The following is a 23712-nucleotide window of genomic DNA, read 5'->3' on the forward strand; positions in this document are numbered from 1 at the left end:
CACTACGAACCTTTATTAGTGAGGAATTTAGTCTTGAAGAAGAAGGACTGAAGTCCTCACTACGAACCTTCGGAGCAACTTCATTTGGAATGTAGATATCGATGTTATTAACTATCTCCACAACTCGCGTTCCTGCTACGGATTTGGGCTATTTGCTACACAAACATCCCGATCGCCTTCAATGCTTTCCGATGACTTTCGGACAAGCCAGCGTGTTTTATCCTGAAGCCAATGCAGAAAGGTGTACGGCGGCTTTGCTGTTAGATGTCGATCCGGTGGCTTTGGTGCGCGGTAAGTCGAAATCGGGCGATCGCCCTTTGGAACAATACGTCAACGATCGCCCCTACGCAGCCTCTTCCTTTCTCAGTGTCGCCCTCGCCCAGGTCTTCCGTACAGCCCTATCCGGGCGCTGCAAAGACCGCCCAGAACTCGCAGAAACTGCCATTCCGCTGACTGTTAAGCTGCCGGTTTTGCCCTGTCGCGGCGGCGAGAAGTTCCTGCGCCAAATGTTTGAGCCGCTGGGCTATCAAGTCGCAGCAAAACCTCTGATTCTTGACGAACAATTTCCCGAATGGGGTGCGAGTCATTATTTTGCTGTGGAATTGCAAAATTCACTGCGGTTGGCAGATTTGTTGAGTCATCTTTATGTGCTAATTCCTGTGTTGGATGACGATAAACATTATTGGGTTGGTGATGATGAAATCGAGAAGTTATTGCGTCACGGCGAAGGTTGGTTGAACTCGCATCCCGCCCGCGAACAAATTGCTAATCGCTATTTGAAACGACAGCGCCGTTTGACGCGCCTTGCTGTGGCACAATTAGCAGAAGAAGATAATATAGATCCGGAGGATCTCGCAGTTGTTCGTGCTTCGGAAGAGGAAGTTTTAGAACAGCGAATTAGCCTCAACGAACAGCGTTTAGAAGCTGTGATGGAGGTTTTAAAAGCCAGCGGCGCTCAGCGAGTGGTAGATTTGGGCTGCGGTGAGGGAAAACTGCTACGATTGCTTTTAGCCGAAAGTGCGATCGCCCAAATTACCGGAGTCGATGTTTCCTATCGGGCTTTGGAAATCGCCAAGGAACGATTGCAGGTCGATCGCTTTTCTCCCGCACAGCAATCTCGCTTACAATTGATCCAAAGTTCCCTGATCTATCGAGACAGCCGCTTGACGGATTTTGACGCAGCAACGGCGATCGAAGTGATGGAACACTTGGATTTAGAACGGTTGGCTGCTTTTGAACGGGTTTTGTTTGAGTTTGTGCGGCCGAAATTGGCGATCGTCACAACTCCCAATGTTGAGTACAATGTTCGGTTTGAAAACTTGCCGGCGGGTAAATTTCGCCACCGCGATCACCGTTTTGAGTGGACGCGTGCGGAGTTTCAGGCTTGGGCGCATGGGGTTGCTGAACGGTTTGGTTTTGGAGTGGAGTTTCGAGGGGTTGGATCGGAGGATTTAGAGGTGGGTTCGCCTACGCAAATGGCACTATTCACCCGGTGAAAATAATATCTACACTCTGTTTGTCCTTACAATTTAGTTATACTTGGAAAAATGCAGGCTTCAGCTATGAGTAAATCTATCCAAACCCGCATCGTTAAAATTGGTAATTTTCAGGGAATTCGCATTCCCAAATCTTTATTAGAGCAGATTGGTATTTGCGAAGAAGTAGAAATCGAAGTTGAGGGCGATCGGATTGTCATTCGAGCAGCGCTAAAACCACGAACAGGTTGGGATGAAGCGTTCGCCAAAATGGCCGAACAACATGATGATATCCTGCTTGATGATTTCACGACTACTGAATGGGATGAGGTTGAATGGGAATGGTAATCAAACGTTTTGATGTTTTTCTCGTTAATCTCGACCCCACTGTTGGCAGTGAAATTCAGAAAACTCGGCCTTGTTTAGTAATTTCACCAGATGAGATGAACCAGCGCATTGCCACTGTCATCATTGCTCCAATGACAACAAAGGGGCAACAATATCCCAGCCGCATAGTTTGCCAGTTTCAAGGCAAAGATGGGCAAATCGTCCTCGATCAAATTCGGACTGTTGACAAAAATAGATTAGTTAAATATCTCGGTCAAATCGGTGCTGACGAACAAAAAGCAGTTTTAGATATTCTGGCACAGATGTTTGCTGAATAATATTTTAACTGATTTAACTTCCAGGCTGTGCCTGGAAACCCACGCCCAGAGGCTCTGCCTCGCAAACTTCCATGAATCGGTTGGAACGGAGGATTTAGAAGTGGGTTCGCCTACGCAAATGGCAATATTCACCAGGTGAAAATACACCGATCATTGTATGAAAGGCAACAAGTCAAACTCTTGCCGAAGTTCTAACAGAGAAATATCAAACAGAGGTTCCCAATCAAAAAATGGATAATACTTCCGAACACCGCGAGTTTTGAACCACATCACAATCAATTCTGGTAATAATCGCGGCAATACCACTAAAATTGAACCGTACAACCAAAGCACTCCATGCTGCTTGATTAAGTCGTCATACATGATGCGGATGGCAGGGCTAATTGTCGGATCTTTGACTGTACTCAAATAATCTCTGAACTTATAGTCACTTGTCCAGAAACACAGAGGTAATAATTTGATTTCGTCATACATATCTGTGTCGCAGCCAAGAATGATGTGGGTGACATCGTGTGCGAGCAAAATTTTGGCAAATTCTGGAGGCAATTCTCTGGGATCGGTGACAGTGGGATTCACAGCATAGTATTGTTCTAATCCTTGCCGAAGAGTCTGGGTGCTGTTTTTGTCTGTGTAGTGGGGGCGCTGGCTCATAATCTTAATTTCGATACGCTCGTGTTTCGTAATATATGATAGCATTCATGACGGATAACAACAAAAAGCCGCCGGGAAGACCCCGCAGCGTCAAATCTCACCAAGCTATGCTGCGAGCAACATTGGAATTGCTGGCAGCAGTCGGTTTTGATGCCCTGAGTATTGAGGCGATCGCCGCCCGTGCGGGTGTTGGCAAGACCACTATCTACCGGCGGTATACTGGCAAAGAAGAATTGGTTGCCGACGCAATTGAAAGTATTAGACAAGAGGTGGAAATTCCGGACACGGGCAATCTCTGGGGCGATCTGGATGCACTAATTAAAAGTGCCGCCCAAATTACGCTAAATCCATTGGGGCGACAAACTGTTGCTACGATCGTCAGCAGTGCATCAAGCAATTCTCAGTTTGCTCGGATCTACTGGGTAAAATACTTGCAACCTCGACGGCAAGGGTTTTCTGTTGTCATCGATCGAGCCAAAGCGAGAAATGAAATTCCAGCAGATTTAGACCCAGGCTTAATATTTGATATAATGAGTGGAATCATGCTTTATGCATTAATTTTTGAACCTACAAATGAACGCTGGGAAACATACGTTCGCAGCGCCATCGATCTGCTTCTTAAAAAACCTTAACTTAATAACTCATAACTGGTTCCCAGGCTTTGCCTGGGAACCCATGTAAGCGAGGCTCTGCCTCGCTAGCTTCCATGAAAAAGAGAGGCAGAGCCTCTGGATATGCGTTACTAGGCAGAGCCTAGTAACGAGTAAAAAATCTGAATAATATTATTAAACGATGAAAATTACCATTCCCGAACTATCTTTAGTCCTGCTCATCGGTGCATCCGGTTCCGGCAAATCCACGTTTGCGCGCCAGCATTTCCAACCGACAGAAATCATTTCATCGGATTACTGTCGCGGCTTGGTTTCCGATGACGAAAATAATCAAGCGGCCACCGCTGATGCTTTTGAAGTATTGCATTTGATCGCTGCTAAACGTTTGGCTGCGGGTAAATTAACTGTGATTGATGCTACGAACGTTCAGCCAGAAAGCCGCAAACCTTTATTAGAATTAGCCCGAAAATACCATTGCTTTTTAGTGGCGATCGTGCTAGATTTGCCGGAGAAATTGTGCGCCGATCGCAATCAACAACGTCCAAACCGCAACTTTGGGAATCATGTCATTCGCCGCCACGTTCAAAGTTTAAGACGATCGCTCCGAAATCTCGATCGCGAAGGCTTCCGCTACGTTCACATCCTCCGTTCCCCAGAAGACATCGCAGCAGCCCAAATCGAGAGACAACCGCTGTGGAACAACCGCAAACACGACACAGGCCCCTTTGACATCATCGGCGACGTTCACGGATGCTGCGGCGAATTGTCACAATTGCTGCAACAGTTGGGCTATCAAATTGTCGAAGCATCCAGCGCATCTGGCTTTTGGGATTATCCCACCTACGCGCATCCAGAAGGGCGTAAAGCAGTGTTTTTGGGCGATTTGGTCGATCGAGGCCCGCGCATTCTCGACACCCTCAAACTCGTCCGCAACATGGTAGTCGCATCAACAGCATTGTGCGTCCCCGGAAATCACGATATCAAATTGCTGCGAAAACTCAGCGGCAAAAATGTCAAAATCAACCACGGACTCGAACAAACCTTAGCAGAAATTGCAGCTTTACCCGATGAATCGCGCGAATCTGCGATCGCACAAATTAGCCAATTTCTAGATAGTTTAATCGGACATTACGTCCTCGACGGCGGCAAATTAGTAGTCGCCCACGCCGGAATGAAAGCAGAATTGCAGGGACGCGCATCCGCCCGCGTTCGAGATTTCGCATTGTACGGAGAAACCACAGGCGAAATCGATGAATTCGGCTTACCAGTCCGCTACAATTGGGCCGCCGAATATCGAGGTCAAGCTGCTGTTGTTTACGGACATACGCCCATTCCCGAAACAGAATGGTTGAACAATACTGTTGATATTGACACGGGCTGTGTTTTCGGCGGCAAACTAACAGCTTTGCGGTATCCTGAAAGAGAATTTGTCAGCGTTCCGGCGGCGATGATTTACTGCGAACCTGCCAAACCGATCGCCTTTCCATCCACTTCAACTCCACTTGACAGTTTCGACACACCGAATCTCACCGCCCAACAGCAGTTTGATGACGTGCTCGACATTTCCGACGTACTTGGGAAACGCATTATTTCAACTCGCCTGCAACGTAACATAGCAATTCGCGAAGAAAATGCGCTCGCCGCCTTGGAAGTAATGAGCAGATTTGCAGCCAATCCCAAATGGCTGATTTACTTACCACCCACCATGTCTCCCGCTGCTACCTCCCAAGAACCCGGACTTTTAGAACATCCAGCCGAAGCATTTAACTACTACCAACAACAAGGCGTATCGACAGTTGTCTGCGAAGAAAAGCACATGGGTTCCCGTGCAGTTGTCATTGTTTGCCGCGATGAATCGGCGGCTAAACGGCGATTTGGGATTTTTAACAACAGCATTGGCATTTGCTACACCCGTACAGGACGGCATTTCTTCGATAATTCTACCTTAGAAACAGAGTTTTTAACGCGGGTAAATCGCGCTCTTTCTGCCAGCAATTTTTGGGGTAAGTTTAAAACAGATTGGGTGTGTTTGGACTGCGAATTAATGCCTTGGTCTGCCAAAGCTCAAGGTTTATTGCAAGAACAATATGCTGCCGTGGGAACCGCATCCCGTCACGGGTTTGCAGAGGCGATTCAGCAGCTAGAACAGGCGAAACAGCGGGGAGTTGAGGTTGATTCTTTGCTGGCTAGCTACCGGGAACGAGCCGATTTAGCCGATCGCTATGTCAATGCCTACCAGCGCTACTGCTGGCCCGTAAAATCCATCTCCGACCTCAAGTTAGCGCCTTTCCACATCTTGGCAACCGAGGGAAATGTTCACACCGATCAGAATCACTGCTGGCACATGGAACAGATAGCAGAAATCTGTAATTTTGACCTAGAATTGCTGTTAGCTACTCAATACAAAGTAGTTAGAATTGCCGATCTTGACAGTCAATTCGCAGGGATTCAATGGTGGGAAAAAATGACTGATGCCGGGGGAGAAGGGATGGTGGTTAAACCGATGGAATTTATTGTAAAAAATAGCAAAGGACTCGTACAGCCTGCGATCAAATGTCGCGGTAAAGAGTATTTGCGAATTATTTACGGCCTGGAATATTCTTTGCCGGAGCATTTAGACAAATTGCGATCGCGCGGGCTTTCCGGGAAGCGTTCTTTAGCTTTGCGAGAGTTTGCTCTCGGTGTAGAAGCCTTGGATAGATTTGTTGCGCGTGCTCCGTTGAGACAAGTTCATGAGTGCGTTTTCGGAGTTTTAGCGATGGAGAGCGAACCTGTCGATCCGAGATTGTAATTTGGTTCGTAGTGAGGACTTCAGTCCTCATAAAAATCAGAGGACTGAAGTCCTCACTACGAACTTAAATATGGAAAGTTCGTAGTGAGGACTTCAGTCCTCATCAAAATCAGAGGACTGAAGTCCTCACTACGAACTTAAATTAAGCATAAAAAAATGGCGTTTGTCCTTGACAAACGCCATTTTTTAGACTTACAAACGTGGCGTCTTATCTTGTTTAAATGACGCCAGCCATCCGCGAAGTTCGTCGGCCGCAATCTCGCGCCCGCCCAAACCAAAAGCCAGAGCAATCCCAACGGCGATCGCCCCGAGCAGCAGCCCGAAAGCCAAATTCACAATATCGCTGCCAATGCCCATCTGTTGCAGCGCTAAGGCTCCAACAAAAGCAATCACCGCGATCCGAGCCGTTTGGCCCAACAGTCGCGCTTGACGAGTTCCAGAGCTGGCAATTAAACCAAAGGCCAGATTCGCCAAATACAAGCCGATCGCAAATACCACCAAACCAGACAAAACCCTACCTGCAACCAGCACAATACCGCTAACGATCGCAGTCAGCGCTGGAATCCGCAGCACGTCGGTAGCCGCCACCACAGCAAACAGGATAATACCCACTTGCACCAAAATTCCCACAAACTCCGAAGGCGTGCGAGTCGGAACATCCGGTTCTTGAAGAATCGTGGCGTCAGGATCGATCGAACTCGGCGGTAGCCGCAGCGGCTGTTTCGGCTGCATTCCCAACCAAGAAAAGACATTGTTAAAGCCAATTCCCGTGAAGATATTCGTCACCAAATCGCCGATCCAGCGCCCCAAAAAGTAAGCAACCGCGAGAATTATCGCTGCTGTAAAAATGTTGGGAAGCGCGCCCAGAATCGTGTTCAGCATCGCGATCGCCGGCAAGGAAATCGCCTGGATGTCCAAAGCGTTCAAAGCTGCGATCGCCGTGGGAATCAAAATCAACACATAGACAATTGTGCCGATAATCCACGACAGCGATTGTCCGCCCGAGCTCCGGGAAATACCAAAGCGAGCGCCCAAACTGTCCGCGCCAGCAGCAGCCAGCAGATTCGTCACAATCCGCTGCACAACTTGAGCCAGCAGCCAGCCGACAAACCCAATCAGCACCGCTTCCAAAATCTTCGGAATTGCCGCCAAAATTTGGTTCAGCAAATTATTCACTGGCAGCAGAGCCTGCTGTAAATCCAGCGATTCGAGAACCAACGGCAAAAACAGCAGAAAAATGAACCAATACAGCGCATTCGCGAGAGTATCGCTCAGCAGCAAAGGAGTCTCGCTGGGTGCAGTACCCACCTGCTGGTTCAAGCGCTCGTCTACGCCAAAAGTCCGCATCGCCCGCGATAGAGCCAATTTGGCAACTGTCGCCAACACCCAAGCAATCCCCAAGAAAATCAGGGCTTTGGCTAACTTCGGCAAAGCACCAGCAATTTGATTGAGAAATGTATTGAGCGGTTGCGAGACAGCCGTGAGATTCAGCCTGTTGAAAAAGGCAACTAGGAAAAAGATAAAAATGATCCAGAATACCGCACCGGAAATCCATTTTTCCACTTGCGGCGATCCTGCTCCTTCCGGGCGCCCGGTAATCCAAGCAGCCAGTCGGTTGTCGATCGTCGTTTTCTTGAGCAATCCCCCGACTATAGATGAGACGACGGCTGATACTATCAAGCCAATTAGCAGGATGCCGATCGCCCAGACGAGATTTTCAACGCTTGTCGAGCCTTGAAATAGATTGTTAATTCCGTTTTGGGCATCTACCAACGGATTCGAGCCTGGCGGGGCCTGTGCCAAAAGGCGATCGGACAACACCGCTATTGGGATCGATATCGGTTGAGTTATTTCTTGCCAAGTTTCATTCATTTTTTTCTCAGGTTAACGTCAGATTTTGACTGGGAGAAGACGAAACTTTCAGAATAGTTCCACCAAATCTAGACATCGCCTACATTCAATGTTTGTACGCTTTTAACCGTACTGGGTTAACTACAAAACCCTCTATCGAATTTGGGATAAACCCATCTCCGACTGCTTTTCTGCCAATATTCAAAGAACCGTTGACATCGGCATTTATGAGTTGTCCGCTTTGGGTTCTGAACAATCCCCTTTTTACTCTACAGCCAATGTACTCAGATTTTTGTTTAATTGCTTCCAAATCCAAGGCAGAACAGATCGATGTGTAACTCTCCTCTACTAACACCACTTTAATTCCGGCAAGTTGTCCTTTGTACTGCAACATTTGCACGAACCGCCGATGGGGAATGCTGGCCAACTTTCGATCGTCAACCACACCCGGATTAATCCCATCTTTAAAATCTTGGTTCCAGCCTACAACCAGCAACCAAATTTGATGATTGACGAGTTCTTTAATAATTGCCGAACTCGTTGTGTGGAGGTAATAATCCACTTTGCAGTTACGCTTGTGCCACAATTTGACAAGTTTTTTACTGTTTTTTTGTGCGGCAGGCAACAATGGTTTCAATGTCGATGAAACCCGATTGCAGTATTGGTTGGTAGACTTAATCGCCCGTCCGTCGTAGATTTTTGGTACTAACCCAGCCACATTGTAGGTTAATGTTGCCAGATTGTTTAATCCTAAATCTATGGCACTTACTCTCTGATTGACTTGTAAAGGCTGTTCTAACTTTTCATAAACGACCTCGACAATATAACAACCCACCTTGGGAACAATCCGGATTTCCAGAATCGAGGTCACTTTTGAGGGCAACCAAATATTAGTCCCAGAGGGACGAGCATATCCTTTTTTTAAGGCTCTTTTGCTGACAGCTTGACAATTAAATACAACTACATAGCGCCCGTCTGCTCTTTTTCGCTCTCTTGAACCTTGATAATAAGGGATTTTGGGTGCGGCTTTAAATTTAGTTGGGTCTTCCTGATAGTTTCGCACGACGAGATGGTAGCTAGTCCATGCTTTGAGCACTAAACCTAGGGTGGTTTGCGCTACCTTAGCGGGCAGTGCTTTGTAGTCCTCGCTGGCTTTGAGGGCGTGATAAACAGCCAGAGCGTTTGTTTGTTGGTTGGCGAAAAAGTTTTGACGGTAGATGTAGTTAGCCGAGTTGTAAAGATTTTTGCACAGCCATGACAGTCGATCGGCTTCTCGATAAAACCTATGATTTGGTTTGATGACGTGCCTTTCGACTAACTGCATAATCGGTATATATACTGTTATTTCAAGATGATACACTGTATTTAGCAGTGTGTCAATCTTTTAATTTCGGGAAAAATTGACGCTACAACTAAATAAATGACTATAAAGTAAGCAAAGTTTTATAATACCCTCCTTGTTGCAGGTTTCTATGTCAATTCGTCAAGTTTTCGAGCAATCCATTGAAATTCGCGCTGCTGCTACGTTGGTGGAGCGCTGTATAGTCGATCGCACTTTAATGCACAAATGGCTCAATCCCATGCTGCGCTGCGATCCCCAGGGCGAATGGGATACTGCTGTAGGAAGTCGCAGCTTATTTATCATAAAAATTCCCGTTTTGCAACCCACTTTAGAGAGTGTGGTGTTGGAGCGACAACCCGGTTTAATTGTGTGGGGGTTTGACGGATATTTCAAAGGATGCGATCGCTGGGAATGCCAGCCCCAAATCCAAGGAACTCTCTTGATTAACCGCTTTGAATTTCAAATTCCCAATCCTTTAATTAGATTTGGTTTCAATCAATTTGCAGCCCCTTGGACGCAGAAAGACATGAAAAGCCAACTCCGCCGGCTCAAACGGGTAGCCGAGCAATTATCTCAAGAAATTGGTAAGGTGTAATGGGTAATGGGAATGGGGAATTGGGCATTGGCCAAACAGGGAATTGGGAATTGGGAATGGGGAATTGGCCAAACACGGAATAGGCCAAACAGGGAATTGGTAATTGGTAATTGGTAATTGGTAATTAGTAATGGGCAATAACTGAAAACTAAGAGCTAATGGAAAAAAAGCACCAATTATCAATGCCCCATGCCCCATGCCCCATTCCCCATTCCCAATACCCCATGCCCCATGCCCCATGACCAATTCCCAATTAAGAGCAACTTCAGTTATTTATTTCGCACTTCCCGATGAGTTGGGCTGACAAATCATTTGTCTTGCTTGACCAGCCGTACTTTGCAAACCCGGGGAATTCTGATACATAGCTTGCAAATCTTGGACATCTTTAATTACTCGCTGGTAGATAGCGATCGCTTGATTGCCGTCCACTTCTAACGCAGGAGGGCTGTAATTTTGCATCACTTCTATCAGGGATAGTTTGCCATCTTTGGAAGCTGCGACTAAAGCATCGCGCAGTGCCGGCGCGCTTTGTGCCTTTGTTGCCGGGGTATAAGCAACCTCGCCCAATTGTTTGAAAACAATTTCCCCAAAATAAGTATTTGCCAGCCGCGAAACTATTTGGGGATCTAAAGCCACTTCTCGCGTTAATATTTCGCGCACCGATTCGGGAGTTTGTTTCGCAAGACTCAAAACGCTTTGCAGTTGAGATGATGCTTTGCCGGTTTGTGCAAAGCTTTGCAAATCGCTCATGGGTAAAGTTACGTCAACAGCACCGTATTTTACGGTAACATTGTCTAATGCAAAGGCTTTGCCACTGCTCAGCAATACTGTACTTGTTCCCACCAAAAGCGCCAAACCTAATGATAAAGACTTTGAGATTCTTTTGGCTAAATGGGCTGACTGCGGTTGCATTCCGTGGAAATAACCTTGTTGAAACTTAAAGTTCATGAGTTTATGCCTCTTTACGTCAAAATACTTTTTCGTTCGATCGAATGCGCAGGTATCAGTCGGGAAAGTGGATTCAGGAGTTCCGTAAATGACCTAGGTATTATACAGTCATGTCAAACCAATTGAACCTATCAAAAGATAGGTGTTAATTGATAATTTATATGTTACACTCTGATTTTTGACAATTTTATATAGCTTTGCAAAACTTATAAAAGCGACATTTTGCCGTCGGGCAGCAGTTTATTGAGTGTAGCTTTCACGTGTGATGTTGTGCGAGCCAATAGCTGCAAGCTTGACTAGCGATCGCGAATTTAAGTTTAGCTTAACGCCGGAAGCCCCCAGGGGGAACGCATCTTATTGAACACCGTTCATCAGTGGTGAGTATATTTTAAGATAAATTCACCATTCTTAGAAGCTATAGACACACTTTGTAATGACTTTTGTAAGAAAAGAGGAACTGATTAATGGTGGTTTATACTTGCTGCCATTTTTGAGACAATAAAAATCTTACAACCACTGTTTACCAGTTGTATAATAGTTAGCAATGAGTTGTTTGTGAGAATTTAGTTAACTGAAACAGCGAGAATTTTAGTCAAATAGTCATCATCCCACCAGGCTCGAAGTCGCTTATTCTTTGCTCCGGTTTTTGAAGTTTTTTCTTGATTCAAAAGATTGAGAGAGATGTGTCTAAGAATAGCAAAATTATGCGGAGCATTATCTTTTCTGCTCCGACAATCATCTTCACGGAAACCTACATCTAATACCCAATATAAAGAATTTTTCATCCCCCAATGGCTGCGGACTGATTCACCAAGATGAGAGAGCATTATTTGGTAAGCTACTAATGTAATAACGAGTTTCAATAGTTATTTTTCCCTTCACTATTCGCACGGATTCTATCATTCCTCGATGGTGAAGTTTCTCCCATTTATTGTCGGGGTCAATTAGCTCTTTGATATCACTTAACATGGTTGTGATGTCGGATTTCTGAGCGACCGTGATTGTTCTCTTTTTGGGTTGAATAAGCTGTATGTGTAAATCCCGAAAATCCTTGTCTAATTGCTTGTTTAAACAACTCTTCTACTCTGGCATACAGGGATGGTTGGTTCTTTTTTAAGGTGATTACGTAATCTACTCCTTGTTCGACAATTGACTTCACAATTGACCTCTGACAGCCCATGGCATGGCTTGGTGACAATGCTTCCATTTAATTCTAATACTTTGAGTAAAGCCGGAATAGCTGCGATCTAATTATACTTTTTATCAACCTTAACTTGTCCTAAAACTAATCTTTGACTGGTCGCCCAAGCACTGACCATATGAATTGCTTTTTTATCTACTCCCCGAGCGTAATAATGGCGAAGATTTTTGCCATCAATTGCGATTACTTCTCCTCTCCTTGAAGCAACTAATAGATTGAATCCCACTCAAAAAAAATTCTGAAATTGCTCCGGTTTTAGGCCAGAAAATACTCGCGCAATTGTGTCAGGTGAAGGTATGCCATTCGGCAATTATAAAATTTTATTTAACCATTCGTATTTAGCTCGCCCGTAACTTTCGATATCCACCCATGTATCAGCACCGTAAATCACGGCACAAATTGAGAGGGTGATAATATCAATTAATTGATGATGTGCAAGTCCGCTCTCTTCTTGGATCTTCTCAGTCAAAAAAATGGTCAACAATGGTGATTTTAGGTTTGAGTTTCATAATAGTAAACTCTAATTAAATGTTTTGTACTCAATAATTCTTCTCCAATATACCAGTTTCTGTTAACATAAAGTTTAGATGCGTTCGCCCTGAGTTGGGGATTAATCGGTTTGATTTTTGGGATTTAGTCAACTGATTTGCGCTGTTTTGGCTGCTGATCGCTACTCGGCAAAGTGGTGTCGAATCTTTGCCGCGATCTGATTATCCGTCATCTTGTCAACTGTCTCAATACCGACGATACGTCCACCGAGGTTATTTGATTCAAGACGTTTTTTCAATTCATCCTTTGCCTCACCAGGGCCAAATATCAGAATATACTCTGCATCACGCATATACGCAATCACCTCATCGTAGTAAGTATTGAGTTGTCCGGTAAAAGCTCTCTGGCGGCGATCGTCTGCGGGTACTTGAGATGATTCGTAGTTACCCTCAAGAGGTGAATCACCAGAACGCCGGAGCTGTTTTTCTACATCCGATACTATCTCTTTTTTCTCTTCTCCTTTCTCAGTAATAGCCAGGATACTAGCTTTTTTATGGTCAATCCACAGCCCTGTTTTTGTTTTCATTAGAGCTCCTTTGTTCACTATTTTTTGAGAATTATAATTTTTACTAAGCCACAGGATGAATGTAATTTTGTTATGAGCTTACCCTTTAAAATTGACGAAAGTATTCTTCTTAAGGCATAGTTTTTATGAAGGCTCGGAATGCTAAAGCCAAATCAATTTGCGGCCTGCTAAAAGCTACCGTTTCTTGAGTGACCCCACGCCGCGCACAGATTCCTGGACTTGAGGAGAACCGATATACTCTACTGACCCCACGCCGGATACATCCGCGTCCAACTGCTGGCTCACATTGACCACAGCGCTCCCCACGCCACTGCTTTTAACCGTAGCCTGCTTAGTCTGGAACTCCGATCCCTGGAAGCTTCCGACGCCAGAAAGGTTGAGATCGAGCACATCGGCGCTTCCGGCGATCGCCACACTCCCTACGCCACTATGTGAAACCGACAACCGCTTGCTTTGGATATCCTTTACCTCAATACTGCCGACACCGGTCATGTTCAAGCCTTCTAGATTCTTGACTTCCACGACGAACTCAATAGGCTTGCTTGGATTGATGGCGGCATCGTTCACAGTGCCGAGATACAGGGTGCGATCGGCTACACGACCCTCCAAGAGGGGCAGGAGGTTGTCCTCGGCGCTAATTGTGAGGGACTCTTTTCCTGTCTGCTGCACCTTGACCATGCCCACAGATTTAAAGGAAATCGATGAGAATCCGACGACTTCTCGGGATTCGGTTTTGACGATTCCAGAGCCTCTAACCCCGTTATTACCAATGTTGAAATAGCAGCATGAGAATATGCTAAAAGCTACCAAACATGCCAGCAACCAGTATCGTTTCGTTTTCATTTTCATTGTTTTGTCTCCATTAGTTCAAATTGAAATATTGCGCCACTGTTAGTTATATCAATTCCGGCTGTGCCGGAATGATAGAGGAGACTGCACTGCCCATAGGTGTCAACTTAAGGTCAAACGCAGTCAGAGACTATTGTTTGACTATTAAATCTAGATCCCCCCGGCGCCCCCCGGATAGTCGGGGGGGACAGGAATCTTTTCTTGCGTCCCCCGACTATCCGGGGGAGTAGGGGGTATGCGAGGGGGATCTAGACTTAGGTAAAAGCGAGAGATACCAAAGGTTTCATGCTTAAGTTGACACTAACGGGCACGTGCAGTCTCCTCCGTCTCCTCTTCTATTCATCATTTCCGCACAAACCAATCAACGGGGCGGCGTAGCGAAACTGGTTCTGGATAATTCTTCAAATATCCAACTCGCAAAATGAATTGAATATTTTCGCTGATTCCAATCCCTTGATTTAGCTGTTCCCGCGTTGATGATTCTTCCAATATCTGTGTCATCGGATGAATGGCGATACTTTTTTCCCGCACTTTCAGGAAAAGTCGTTGCATTCTTCTACCAGTTTCGAGCAATGTCGCTACTGAATTGTCCTTGCTGGCAATCAGAATCCAACCTGCCGATTCTGATACTTGCTTTTTTATTTTATCAAGGGCTACCTCTCGGAAATCCTTTTTCATCACATTGTCTTTGTGGTAAAAATTCCGCAATATCCAACCAGAAAATCATTCTATTTCCCTACTTGCCGTTGTCAGTCCGTCGCGATATTTCTCGGCATTCTTAGTAGAGAATCTGATCCAGTCGGCTAACTCTTGCTGTGCTGGGTCGCGATCGGCTTGCAGGCGGTTAGCAACGATTGTTTGTGCGTCGATAAATTGACTTTCTTGGCTAGTGTTGGGTAGATAATGAATAAATTCTGGTTCTGAATTGACAAGATATGCGATATCTTCTTTTTTCAGCACATCGCTTAAAAAGTCGGAACGAACTGTGCGGCGATTTTTAATTTTTGCAGTATCGAAGGGATTCTTTGATGTTTGTTTGAGCAGTTTTACTTCTATCACCCGATCGTCCTGATTGGTTGTAGCGAGTAAATTACAATCGCAGACGTAGCCAAAAGCACCAGCGGCATATTCTAGATTTTGGATGAAACTGCCGATCGATAATATGGTTTCTCTCTGAGTCGGATCGACAGCCGGCAGCCATTTAGTGCGATCGTTGCCAATAATCCAGTGGTAAGGTTCGAGATATTGGACAAACCACGGCTGTGTGTTGTGGCCGCTGGGCGCCAGGGAGGCGAGAAGCAAAATCTCTTTTTCGTGTGGCTGGAGAGTTTCGGTGCGATCGTCTGTCGGCTTTAGATCCGCCCTGGAAAGGTTACTTTTATCGCTCAACAAATAAGCTGTTGTTACGGCTGCAATTATTGTTCCGCCGGCAATGCTTATAAACTTTTCTCTATTCACGATCGGCATCCTTTAATCTCAAGATTTCTGCTTTTTTCAAAACGATTCTGGTGTTTCCAATCAGGAAGAATGGCTCTCGCATTCCGGCAGGCAATTTATTAATGAGAACCAGAGATTTACTGCCGGAATGCGAGAGCCCCTACGAATATATTTGCAAAATACAGACGCACCCGTTTTAATCCGCTGTTGATCGCGATGCGAACTCATAGTCAATCTCTGTAATTCTTCCTTTAAAATAGAGCCGAATGCCTTCGGGATATTCCCATCCCACCTCGCCTTCTAAGGGAATTAGCATCCCATTGCGAACTGAATATTCCCAGAATCGACCGCACCAAGGCATCGCAGTCAGCTTGTCGCGATAACGAGCCTGGGCTCGACAAGTCGCGATCGCCCCTTCAGCATTAAAAGCAAATACGAGGGAGACAGTTGTCGCGCCATCCGTCAAAGTAGCGCGCGCAGAGGTATCATCGATCGCCTCCCAGCGCACACCTTGACTGGGCAATAATGCAGTCGGATACCAAGTAGCCTCAGCCAAGAACCGCAATAATTCACCTTGATTGTTTTCAGGCGCACCGTGCATTTTTGCAACGGTAAAAAGACCGAGTAATGATGCGTATAAGCTGCCTTCCCCTAACAGATAGGTATCATGAACAAAGGCATTAACTCCTGGTGCCATCTGGATGCGTGCATCCCAATCAAAACCCGGACGTTGAGCGATCGCAAGTTGAGTGGCAGTAAACGGGCTCCACTTATCCTCCGTCTCACTCATATTGAACAGTCCCTGCTGAGAGAGTTTGACCGCAGAGGCGATCGGTTGTCCGTCCTTAATTACTGTCCGAAAAAATCGCTGTACGGGGGCTGGCAAACCTTCAATCTCTTTCTGGTCATAGATTTTAGGCTTAATTGTTCGCCGTCCATCTGTTAATTTTGCTCGTAATTTATCAGTATTTGACTGCCAGCGATAGCTTCCATAAATGGCAGCAATTCCTAAGCTGACTGCGATTGAAATACCAATAATTGCAATCCACTTAATCCACATGATACTTACCTATGTTTGTTGATTCAGAATTTGATATATTGTGATGATTGTAGCGAGCGCGCAAATAGTTGTATAGATTAAATCAGCATTTATGACACCCTACTTACTGAGTAGCTATTTGTGGTTTTTCTCTACCAAATTGCCACAGCAAGATCGCACCCAAGCCGAACAGATTGACTAGGAAAACTACTAACCCTCCGAAAAATGGAATTAGTGTCAGAACAGTCACGATCGCCAAACCCACCAAAAACTGCTGCTGCAAAGATCGATCGCCCTTACCAACCACACGTTGACCGGCAAAAAGCGCCACACCCAATGAGCCAACTAGAGCCGTGACAACCGCCGTCAGACTCAGGAGTGGAATCAGGGGAATACCAATCAGCGTAATCGCGAGAAACACCGTGGCGAAGACAAAGGAAACAGTCGCCCCAATGCCCCATAGAGCAGTCAAACCGCGACGTTGACGCAATTGTGCAGCCAAATTCGGCAGGAATTGTGGGCTGCTATGCAAAATAATCAGTCCCAGAATAGCTGCTACTACTGCGGAACAAGTTCTAAAAAGGGCACTGAAGAAATATTGAGCGAAGAAGCTACTTCTGCCGCGATTAGAGCCATACATCATGCCATGTCGATCGCTGAATGTAGCGCGTTCACCACTAACGATCGCACCTGGTTCCTGCACGATTTTTCCGCCAAAGGAGTAAGCATCGCCCTCTACCCGCGCTCCTTTTTTCAGGATGACATCTCCGCCAAAAGCCATCGCAGTATCTAAAACTCTGGCATTAGGCGAAACCGTAACGCTTCCCCCAAAAGCATGGGCATTTTCGACAACTTGATTCTCTGCTACGATGATGTTTCCACCAAAGCGAATCAGGTTAGTATTGTTGATATTGATATCAGTCTGAGCTAGGGCAGTGCCTGCAAAAATCAAGCAGATTGTTGCTAGAAAAGCTAGAAGTATTTTGGGCTTTTTCATAGATTTTATTCTCATCAATAAGCAGAATGTGGACTATATTTCATGATATTAAACAAAGGTGAGGAAACTGTGAATAGAGCTTAGGCAGAATGGCAATAATTTATATCGTTTCGTTTCGGGTTGTATCGGAATGATTAAACCGCAGAGAACGCAGAGAACGCAGAGTCAGAGAATAGAGAGAGCAATAATTCGGATGAAAAGCGGATTTGATATCACATATCTAAATTTTGTCGTGTTAAGGCTTGAATCTCTGTTCGCAGTGCGCTAATTTCTGCTTGCAAAGCTTGAATTGATTTTGTACCCGCTATTTCTGCGTCACCATTCTCCGCATCCCGATCGATAAAAAATGTTGCCAGTGTTGCTGTTAAATAACCGCATACTCCGATCGCATACAACCCCAGCAAAAAACACAGCACCCGCCCGAACGCCGTTTTCGGGAAGTAATCAGAGCCGATCGTCGTCATCAGCATTGGCGTCCACCACAGCGCCGTAGCATAGTCAGTAATGCCACCAGTACCATCAGGAAGTTTGCGCTCAAACGCATAGATTCCAGCCGCCCCAATTAAAGTGACGATCGCAGTTAACGCCACCACATAGCCAAACCCCCGACGCTGAAAACTGGCAGAGAGCAATCGCATTCCCCGACTGGTGCGGATCGTCAGACGAACTAACTGGAATCCTCGCACCGCATGAACCGATCGCAACGGCTGGATAACTCGCAAAATCCGAAAGATTCGCAACGCTGGAATCAGCAATGAGAAGGCCATTAACCAGTTGTGCTTCAGGTAAGAAAGTTTGTGAGGAGCGAGGATAAATTTGAGGCAAAAATCCAAGATAAAGACGATCCAAATAGTAGTTCCGATCGCCTCTAGCAAAGAATTCAATCCCCAAACTAGCTCGACGATAAACAGTCCCAACCAGACAAAACTCAGCACCAGCATCGGCGTTTCTAGCCAATCTTCCCACTGTTGCAGCACTTCGCAGCGCTCTCGATCCAAGGCTGATTCGGGCTGATTTCGATCGCTCATAATTTCTTTCATCTTACTTCTGCAATAGGATTTCGGCATCCACAGGCATACCCTGTTTCACAAAACCACCGGGTTTATCAAAGCTCAGTTTTACGCCAAACACTTGCTCCACGCGGTCTTTTTGGAAATAGATATTTTCGGACTTTTTACAGTTAAATTATTCAAACGGCTTTGGATCAGTTGTTGGTTTGCCTCTGCTGTTTTGACATCTGCCTGTGCTCCCAAAAGCGCGACTTTTGCTTGGTTTACCTGGGTTTGTACGCGGCTGATATTCGTTTCTTGGCGATCGGGATTCAGGGCTGTGGTTTGTGGTTGGGTTAATTTTCCCTGAGCAATCGCGATCGCGACTGGTGTTTTTTCTAGCGTCATGGGAACTTATATCAGCTACCACATAGATAGTTTCATAGGCGGATGTATTGTGGTACTGCAAACGCTGTTGTTTGTGTTGGCGATGATTTTTGCTCCGAAACATGGTTTGTTGGTTAGGGCGAGGAATTCAGGGGCGATCGGTGAATAGAGCAGGAGTCGATCGTAATTATGTCCGGTAGCATCGTCACTACCACACGTATATACTATGTGCTAGGGAGTGCGGTACACGTTATTTTGAAATGGTGTTACACAGTTTCAAGATGATTTGTCTGGTTTTGTGGGATGCGTGTCTCGTCTGTCCCTTGGGCTAGAAGCGCAGGATGTCCAACGCCAGTTGCTACAACGGAAGGAACCTCCCTCCGGGTTCACAAGAGCATAGCGAGAGTGTGGAAGCCCCGCTCTTTCAAGTGGAGGATAAAAAAATTGCCGTGCTGCTGCTGAGATACGGTACCCTAAAAATTGGTCTGAACTAAAGTTTAATGTCTGACTGTAAAAATTTCCGGAGTTCCCCAGAATGTCAACGTAGCTTTTAAACGAAGGTGAGTAAAAAAACTACGTTTCAGTTTCACATAACACGAGGTCAATCAAAATGCCAAAGTATAGCGTAGAAGAAGTTTTGGATATCATTCAAACTCTGACTGCCGACGAAAAAAGCCAACTACAAAATCAGCTCTCCAAGGTTTTGAGTAATGCTACTGAACCAGGTACTATTCAAAAGTCTCAAAGTCAATCTTTCGGCAATATCACTATGGGTAATGGTGGTAATTTTGGAGCCAATCAAGCGAGTGGAAATATTAATTATTCTCAAAACAACACTCAGGCTTCAGTGGAAAATACGAGCTTACAAGAAGCATTAACTACATTGCAGGGACTCAAACAGGGCATCGATCAGAGTGATGTTCTCAACAAGCTACAGAAAAGAACTATTATTGATGTAACCATCAAGACTATAGAAGAAGAAATAAGTAAGCCACAGCCTGATAAAGGTTTAGTCGCACAGGCGATAGAAAGTATGAAGCAAGGCTTAGAGGGTGTAATAGCCCTAGCTGCACCTGTTACAAAACTAGCTGATTTGATTGCAAAAGCTTGGATGATTTGAGATGGAACAGGAACTTGTTAGTAGTCAGCAACAGATACAAACTTTCGGCGATTTCAAGATGGGTAATGATAACACAATTACCATTAGCCAGAAGACGACTATTAAAATTTCTGTTGAATCAATCCAGAATCGTGAATTGTTCAAATATTCGCCATACCAAGGATTAAAACCGTTCCAACTCAAAGATAAAGAGTTCTTTTTTGGTCGAGATCAGTTAATTACTTGGTTATTTGAAAAAATCGCCAGTAAGAATTTAGTTTTGCTGCTAGGAAAATCAGGAAGTGGTAAGTCATCAGTAGTGCGTGCAGGTCTAATACCTAAATTACAGAGGTTACTAGGCCAAAAGTTCTATGATTTTACTTTAACGCCCAATAAAGATCCATTTGAATCTCTTCGTATGAGCTTAACGTATGAATATTACAGTCATAAAGATGCTGAAATTGCTCTGGCTGGAACATCAAATACTCTTACTCAGGTCGTGGAAACTCTAAAAAAGAGTGAGTCTCAATGGCTAATTTTTATAGACCAATTTGAGGAGATATTTACCACTTGTCCGGAAGATAAGCGTAAAAACTTTATAGAAAGTATTGTCAGACTGGCTAAGTCTGGAGATGATTCAGTTAAGATTATTCTGACAATGCGTTCAGAATTTATGGATAATCTGACTTCATATACTAATTTATGGAAAATTTTGGAAGGTCATCATAAATTTGTTACAGACTTACAGGATGATGAGTTAAGACTTGCAATCGAGCAACCAGCCGCAAAAAATGGTGTTGTTTTTGAGGAAGGTCTAGTAGAAGAAATTATCAAAAATGTTTTAGGACAAGCTGGATCTCTACCATTATTACAGTACACCCTTGATTTACTTTGGGAACAGGATGATGTTACGGGGCGAACCTTGCACAAAGATAAGTACCGTCAAATAGGTGGTGTCAGAGGTGCATTAGAAAAGCGTGTAACTGAAATATATGAAGCTTTTACTGAAAAAGAAAAAGTAGCAGTTAAGCAAATCTTTTTAAAATTAGTCCATATAACGTCACTTGCCAAAGATGGAAGTCCAACAGTAGTTAGCAGAAGAGCTTATCTGTCAGAATTTACAGATGAGACTGTAAAAAGGATACTCAAAAAATTAATAGATGAGCATAAACTGTTGGTGAGCAATGGAGAACACAAACAGCAACCCACTGTGGAACTAGCTCATGAATCTTTAATCTACTCTTGGAAAGAATTAACAGAGTGGATAGAAGATAGTAAAGAGGCTTTAATTATGAGAAATCGGTTGGCTGATGATGTTCTGAGATGGAAAAACAAACACAAAGATAATCAAAATAAAGCTGAAGATGAACTTTGGAGTGGATCGAAATTAGAGCGGGTTTTAGAATTCAGGCGGGAAAAAATTTTTGAACTTAAGTTTCTAACTAACTTAACCAAAGAAGAAAATGAATTTATTGATACCAGTGTTGAAGTGCGGGAACGCGCCGAAAAACAAAAGCAAACAACCACACGGCTTATTTTTGGAGGACTAATAACAGGATTATTAATCGTTTCTGGGTTAGGTGTATCGGCAGAATATCAACGGCGGCAAGCAGAATTTCAACGAGGACAAGCAGAATATAGAGAAAAAACCACTAAATCGCTTCAGTTAGCCACTGCTTCTGAAGCAAATTTAGAGGTAGACACAACACGTAGCGTTTTACTAGCAATTCAAGCCAATCTAATTCAGGAAACACCTCAAGCTGCTCAGTCTTTATGGAAGGCTTTTCAGCAAAATCACGAGCAATTACAACTAGAACATGATGGCAAAGTTCTTTATGCTGAATTTAATCCTAGAAATTCAAAACAAGTGCTAACGGTTAGCGATTATCACACCGCAAAGATCGGGAATTTGGACAATCGCAGTGAGACTCCTATAGTGTTAAAAGGACATACCAAGAGTGTTACTTATGGTAACTTTGATGCAAAAAATCCTAAACGAGTATTAACAGTCAGTAACGATGGTAATGCCCGCATTTGGGATATTAATGATGTTAAAAAACCGATAGTCATCAGTCTTATTAGCGATAGCACACAACCTATCAGCTACGGTCGAATTAATCCTAGCAATTCTAATCAAATCTTAACAGTTAGCCAACGTGCCGCTAAATTATGGGATATCAGTAATCCTCAAGCTCCTAAAATTTTAAACAGCTTACAAGGAAGTGAAGGGGAAGTTTGGACTGGTATCTCTGACTCTAAAAATTTTAATCTGGTCATAATCAGCAGTAACGGTATAGCAAGGGCATGGGATTCAAGCAAATCTGATAAACCTGTAATTTTAACAGGCGATAAAGCAACTATTTGGCAGGATATTTTTGATCCTAAAAATTCTATTTTTTATGGTGCTGTTAATCCAGTAGACTCGAATCAGGTCTTAAAAGTTAGTGCAGATGGAAAAGTGAAAATATGGGATCTTAAAAAATCTAGTGCTGTTTTAACTTTTTACGGTCATACAGCACCAATTAGATGGGCAAGCTTTGATCCTAAAAACCCCAAGCGAATCTTAACAGCTAGTGAAGATAAAACAGCACGAATTTGGGATATTAGTGACAAATCATCTATAATAATATCTAATCGAAAAGGTAAGCAAGGCTCTAATATTGCATCTGCGTCTTTTGTTCCCGATGCACAAGACAAAGTATTAACTGTCGCTAGAGATGGCACTCTCACTAACTGGAATATTAACAACCTCAAAGAAAACCAAATATTATCAAATAAACTTGATTCTATAGAGGATGCTTGGATTGATCCCAACAATCCAAATCGCATTGCAACTGTTAACCGAGATGGTATTGCAAAATTAACAACAGATAAATCTGTAATTCCACTAATAGCCAATGGCAGAGTAGAAAGTATTACTTTTGATCCAAATAATTCCAATCGTATATTAACAGTAAGCAATATTACATCAATAGCAACAGTTTGGGATGTGAGTAGCAACCCTCCTAGAAAGTTGCAAGAGCTAAAAGCACCACCCAGTAGTCCTATGAACCAAGGGGAATTTGACCCCAACGACTCAAATCGTGTAGCAACAGTTGGCAGTGATAGAATAGTCAGAATCTGGAATCTTAAGCGATATAATAAACCAGAAAAAGAATTGACTGTCAGCCAAGACCAATTATGGCACGTCAGTTTTGACCCAAAAGACTCTAACCGTATTTTGACAATGGGAAGTGATGAAGTAGCACGTGTCTGGGATATTGCCAGGGATAAAGTAATAACGGAATTAGCTGGACACAAAGGTGTAGTAAGATACGGTAGCTTTGACCCTAAGAATTCTAATCGAGTGCTAACTGTTGGTGATGATGGTACTGCTCGTGTATGGGATTTAAGAAATCCAGATAATCCATTAATTCTCAATGGAGATAATCAAAAGATATTTTATGGTAGTTTTGAGCCAAATAATTCCAATCGAGTGATAACAGTAGATAGCGAAGGAGTAACACGAATTTTTAAGATAGGTGGCAAGGATTTATTATCTCTTGCCTGGAATAATGCTAGTCGTTGCTTTAATGAGAAGGAAACAAAAGATTATGACTTGAACAACCAAGATTTTTGGAGCCGATTCTCTGCATATATTAACAATAAGCAATCAATATATACTCAAAATCAGCGTCCACATTGTAAGTAACTAATTCTGGAGATTAAAC

General features: G+C 44.1%; 21 protein-coding genes and 1 pseudogene. 9 read left to right on the plus strand and 13 right to left on the minus strand.

Annotation, left to right across the window (positions count from 1 at the left end; all coding sequences use genetic code 11):
• The first annotated feature begins 101 nt into the window (after positions 1–101).
• From QUB64_RS07965 to QUB64_RS07975, 3 genes are all read left to right on the plus strand, one after another.
• Positions 102–1496: a 3' terminal RNA ribose 2'-O-methyltransferase Hen1 gene (locus QUB64_RS07965; RefSeq protein ID WP_333269200.1), complete on the plus strand. Its 1395-nt coding sequence runs from the start codon at positions 102–104 to the stop codon at positions 1494–1496.
• A 66-nt stretch (positions 1497–1562) separates the two neighbouring features.
• Positions 1563–1823 (plus strand): AbrB/MazE/SpoVT family DNA-binding domain-containing protein, encoded by a 261-nt coding sequence (locus QUB64_RS07970; RefSeq protein WP_333269201.1) that lies wholly within the window; start codon positions 1563–1565, stop codon positions 1821–1823.
• Positions 1817–2140: a type II toxin-antitoxin system PemK/MazF family toxin gene (locus QUB64_RS07975; RefSeq protein WP_333269202.1), complete on the plus strand. Its 324-nt coding sequence runs from the start codon at positions 1817–1819 to the stop codon at positions 2138–2140. The genes QUB64_RS07970 and QUB64_RS07975 overlap by 7 nt, the downstream gene beginning before the upstream one ends.
• Positions 2141–2290: 150 nt before the next feature.
• Here QUB64_RS07975 and QUB64_RS07980 read toward each other — a convergent pair whose 3' ends face one another.
• The gene (locus QUB64_RS07980) at positions 2291–2791 is read right to left on the minus strand and encodes a hypothetical protein (RefSeq protein WP_333269203.1); all 501 of its coding nucleotides are present in this window, start codon (positions 2789–2791) and stop codon (positions 2291–2293) included.
• 47 nt (positions 2792–2838) lie between these two features.
• Here QUB64_RS07980 and QUB64_RS07985 point away from each other — a divergent pair, with 47 nt between their 5' ends.
• Both QUB64_RS07985 and QUB64_RS07990 read left to right on the plus strand, forming a co-directional pair.
• Entirely contained in the window at positions 2839–3423 is a 585-nt protein-coding gene (locus tag QUB64_RS07985) for a TetR/AcrR family transcriptional regulator (RefSeq protein ID WP_333325363.1), read from the plus strand.
• Positions 3424–3583: 160 nt separating this feature from the next.
• Complete coding sequence (locus QUB64_RS07990) at positions 3584–6193, plus strand: polynucleotide kinase-phosphatase (protein ID WP_333269205.1); 2610 nt, start codon at positions 3584–3586, stop codon at positions 6191–6193.
• A 192-nt stretch (positions 6194–6385) separates the two neighbouring features.
• Here QUB64_RS07990 and QUB64_RS07995 read toward each other — a convergent pair whose 3' ends face one another.
• Together QUB64_RS07995 and QUB64_RS08000 are read right to left on the minus strand one after the other, a co-directional pair.
• A complete protein-coding gene (locus tag QUB64_RS07995) occupies positions 6386–8065 on the minus strand; it encodes a mechanosensitive ion channel (protein ID WP_333269206.1) in 1680 nt (559 codons plus the stop codon).
• 85 nt (positions 8066–8150) lie between these two features.
• Positions 8151–9368, minus strand: coding sequence for an RNA-guided endonuclease InsQ/TnpB family protein (locus tag QUB64_RS08000; RefSeq protein ID WP_333269207.1), 1218 nt, complete (start codon positions 9366–9368; stop codon positions 8151–8153).
• A 148-nt stretch (positions 9369–9516) separates the two neighbouring features.
• Here QUB64_RS08000 and QUB64_RS08005 point away from each other — a divergent pair, with 148 nt between their 5' ends.
• Positions 9517–9981, plus strand: a complete 465-nt coding sequence (locus QUB64_RS08005; RefSeq protein ID WP_333269208.1) for an SRPBCC family protein — start codon at positions 9517–9519, stop codon at positions 9979–9981.
• 273 nt (positions 9982–10254) lie between these two features.
• Here the strand turns inward: QUB64_RS08005 and QUB64_RS08010 are convergent, their stop codons facing one another.
• The 10 genes and pseudogenes from QUB64_RS08010 to QUB64_RS08055 all read right to left on the minus strand — a co-directional run bounded on the left by QUB64_RS08010 (position 10255) and on the right by QUB64_RS08055 (position 18924).
• Entirely contained in the window at positions 10255–10929 is a 675-nt protein-coding gene (locus QUB64_RS08010) for an alpha/beta hydrolase (protein WP_333269209.1), read from the minus strand.
• A 563-nt stretch (positions 10930–11492) separates the two neighbouring features.
• Positions 11493–12639: pseudogene (locus QUB64_RS08015) on the minus strand (ISAs1 family transposase).
• A 161-nt stretch (positions 12640–12800) separates the two neighbouring features.
• A complete protein-coding gene (locus QUB64_RS08020; protein ID WP_333269210.1) occupies positions 12801–13205 on the minus strand; it encodes a hypothetical protein in 405 nt (134 codons plus the stop codon).
• A 174-nt stretch (positions 13206–13379) separates the two neighbouring features.
• A complete protein-coding gene (locus QUB64_RS08025; RefSeq protein WP_333269211.1) occupies positions 13380–14054 on the minus strand; it encodes a GIN domain-containing protein in 675 nt (224 codons plus the stop codon).
• A gap of 342 nt (positions 14055–14396) precedes the next feature.
• Complete coding sequence (locus tag QUB64_RS08030; protein WP_333269212.1) at positions 14397–14732, minus strand: hypothetical protein; 336 nt, start codon at positions 14730–14732, stop codon at positions 14397–14399.
• Positions 14733–14777: 45 nt separating this feature from the next.
• Complete coding sequence (locus QUB64_RS08035; protein ID WP_333269213.1) at positions 14778–15521, minus strand: hypothetical protein; 744 nt, start codon at positions 15519–15521, stop codon at positions 14778–14780.
• A 166-nt stretch (positions 15522–15687) separates the two neighbouring features.
• Complete coding sequence (locus tag QUB64_RS08040; RefSeq protein WP_333269214.1) at positions 15688–16551, minus strand: DUF6920 family protein; 864 nt, start codon at positions 16549–16551, stop codon at positions 15688–15690.
• Between the two features lie 103 nt (positions 16552–16654).
• A complete protein-coding gene (locus QUB64_RS08045; protein WP_333269215.1) occupies positions 16655–17527 on the minus strand; it encodes a hypothetical protein in 873 nt (290 codons plus the stop codon).
• 212 nt (positions 17528–17739) lie between these two features.
• Positions 17740–18567 (minus strand): potassium channel family protein, encoded by an 828-nt coding sequence (locus QUB64_RS08050; protein WP_333269216.1) that lies wholly within the window; start codon positions 18565–18567, stop codon positions 17740–17742.
• A gap of 78 nt (positions 18568–18645) precedes the next feature.
• Positions 18646–18924: a hypothetical protein gene (locus tag QUB64_RS08055; protein WP_333269217.1), complete on the minus strand. Its 279-nt coding sequence runs from the start codon at positions 18922–18924 to the stop codon at positions 18646–18648.
• On the opposite strand from QUB64_RS08055, the gene QUB64_RS08060 reads away from it, so the two are divergent.
• The 3 genes from QUB64_RS08060 (at position 18923) to QUB64_RS08070 (ending at position 23693) form a co-directional block, all read left to right on the plus strand.
• Positions 18923–19072: a metal ABC transporter permease gene (locus tag QUB64_RS08060; RefSeq protein WP_333325359.1), complete on the plus strand. Its 150-nt coding sequence runs from the start codon at positions 18923–18925 to the stop codon at positions 19070–19072. The genes QUB64_RS08055 and QUB64_RS08060 overlap by 2 nt on opposite strands.
• 441 nt (positions 19073–19513) lie before the next feature.
• Positions 19514–20023: a hypothetical protein gene (locus tag QUB64_RS08065; protein WP_333269218.1), complete on the plus strand. Its 510-nt coding sequence runs from the start codon at positions 19514–19516 to the stop codon at positions 20021–20023.
• Position 20024: 1 nt separating this feature from the next.
• The gene (locus tag QUB64_RS08070) at positions 20025–23693 is read left to right on the plus strand and encodes an nSTAND1 domain-containing NTPase (RefSeq protein ID WP_333269219.1); all 3669 of its coding nucleotides are present in this window, start codon (positions 20025–20027) and stop codon (positions 23691–23693) included.
• The last annotated feature ends 19 nt before the right edge of the window (positions 23694–23712 follow it).

Source organism: Microcoleus sp. Aus8_D2 (assembly GCF_036702665.1).
Lineage (GTDB): Bacteria > Cyanobacteriota > Cyanobacteriia > Cyanobacteriales > Microcoleaceae > Microcoleus.

Bases quoted from the DNA above. Each gene is read 5' to 3' on its own strand.
- QUB64_RS07965 (WP_333269200.1), top strand. From the start codon at position 102: ATGTTATTAACTATCTCCACAACTCGCGTTCCTGCTACGGATTTGGGC.
- QUB64_RS07970 (WP_333269201.1), top strand. From the start codon at position 1,563: ATGAGTAAATCTATCCAAACCCGCATCGTTAAAATTGGTAATTTTCAG.
- QUB64_RS07975 (WP_333269202.1), top strand. From the start codon at position 1,817: ATGGTAATCAAACGTTTTGATGTTTTTCTCGTTAATCTCGACCCCACT.
- QUB64_RS07980 (WP_333269203.1), bottom strand. From the start codon at position 2,791: ATGAGCCAGCGCCCCCACTACACAGACAAAAACAGCACCCAGACTCTT.
- QUB64_RS07985 (WP_333325363.1), top strand. From the start codon at position 2,839: ATGACGGATAACAACAAAAAGCCGCCGGGAAGACCCCGCAGCGTCAAA.
- QUB64_RS07990 (WP_333269205.1), top strand. From the start codon at position 3,584: ATGAAAATTACCATTCCCGAACTATCTTTAGTCCTGCTCATCGGTGCA.
- QUB64_RS07995 (WP_333269206.1), bottom strand. From the start codon at position 8,065: ATGAATGAAACTTGGCAAGAAATAACTCAACCGATATCGATCCCAATA.
- QUB64_RS08000 (WP_333269207.1), bottom strand. From the start codon at position 9,368: ATGCAGTTAGTCGAAAGGCACGTCATCAAACCAAATCATAGGTTTTAT.
- QUB64_RS08005 (WP_333269208.1), top strand. From the start codon at position 9,517: ATGTCAATTCGTCAAGTTTTCGAGCAATCCATTGAAATTCGCGCTGCT.
- QUB64_RS08010 (WP_333269209.1), bottom strand. From the start codon at position 10,929: ATGAACTTTAAGTTTCAACAAGGTTATTTCCACGGAATGCAACCGCAG.
- QUB64_RS08020 (WP_333269210.1), bottom strand. From the start codon at position 13,205: ATGAAAACAAAAACAGGGCTGTGGATTGACCATAAAAAAGCTAGTATC.
- QUB64_RS08025 (WP_333269211.1), bottom strand. From the start codon at position 14,054: ATGAAAATGAAAACGAAACGATACTGGTTGCTGGCATGTTTGGTAGCT.
- QUB64_RS08030 (WP_333269212.1), bottom strand. From the start codon at position 14,732: ATGAAAAAGGATTTCCGAGAGGTAGCCCTTGATAAAATAAAAAAGCAA.
- QUB64_RS08035 (WP_333269213.1), bottom strand. From the start codon at position 15,521: ATGCCGATCGTGAATAGAGAAAAGTTTATAAGCATTGCCGGCGGAACA.
- QUB64_RS08040 (WP_333269214.1), bottom strand. From the start codon at position 16,551: ATGTGGATTAAGTGGATTGCAATTATTGGTATTTCAATCGCAGTCAGC.
- QUB64_RS08045 (WP_333269215.1), bottom strand. From the start codon at position 17,527: ATGAAAAAGCCCAAAATACTTCTAGCTTTTCTAGCAACAATCTGCTTG.
- QUB64_RS08050 (WP_333269216.1), bottom strand. From the start codon at position 18,567: ATGAAAGAAATTATGAGCGATCGAAATCAGCCCGAATCAGCCTTGGAT.
- QUB64_RS08060 (WP_333325359.1), top strand. From the start codon at position 18,923: ATGGGAACTTATATCAGCTACCACATAGATAGTTTCATAGGCGGATGT.
- QUB64_RS08055 (WP_333269217.1), bottom strand. From the start codon at position 18,924: ATGACGCTAGAAAAAACACCAGTCGCGATCGCGATTGCTCAGGGAAAA.
- QUB64_RS08065 (WP_333269218.1), top strand. From the start codon at position 19,514: ATGCCAAAGTATAGCGTAGAAGAAGTTTTGGATATCATTCAAACTCTG.
- QUB64_RS08070 (WP_333269219.1), top strand. From the start codon at position 20,025: ATGGAACAGGAACTTGTTAGTAGTCAGCAACAGATACAAACTTTCGGC.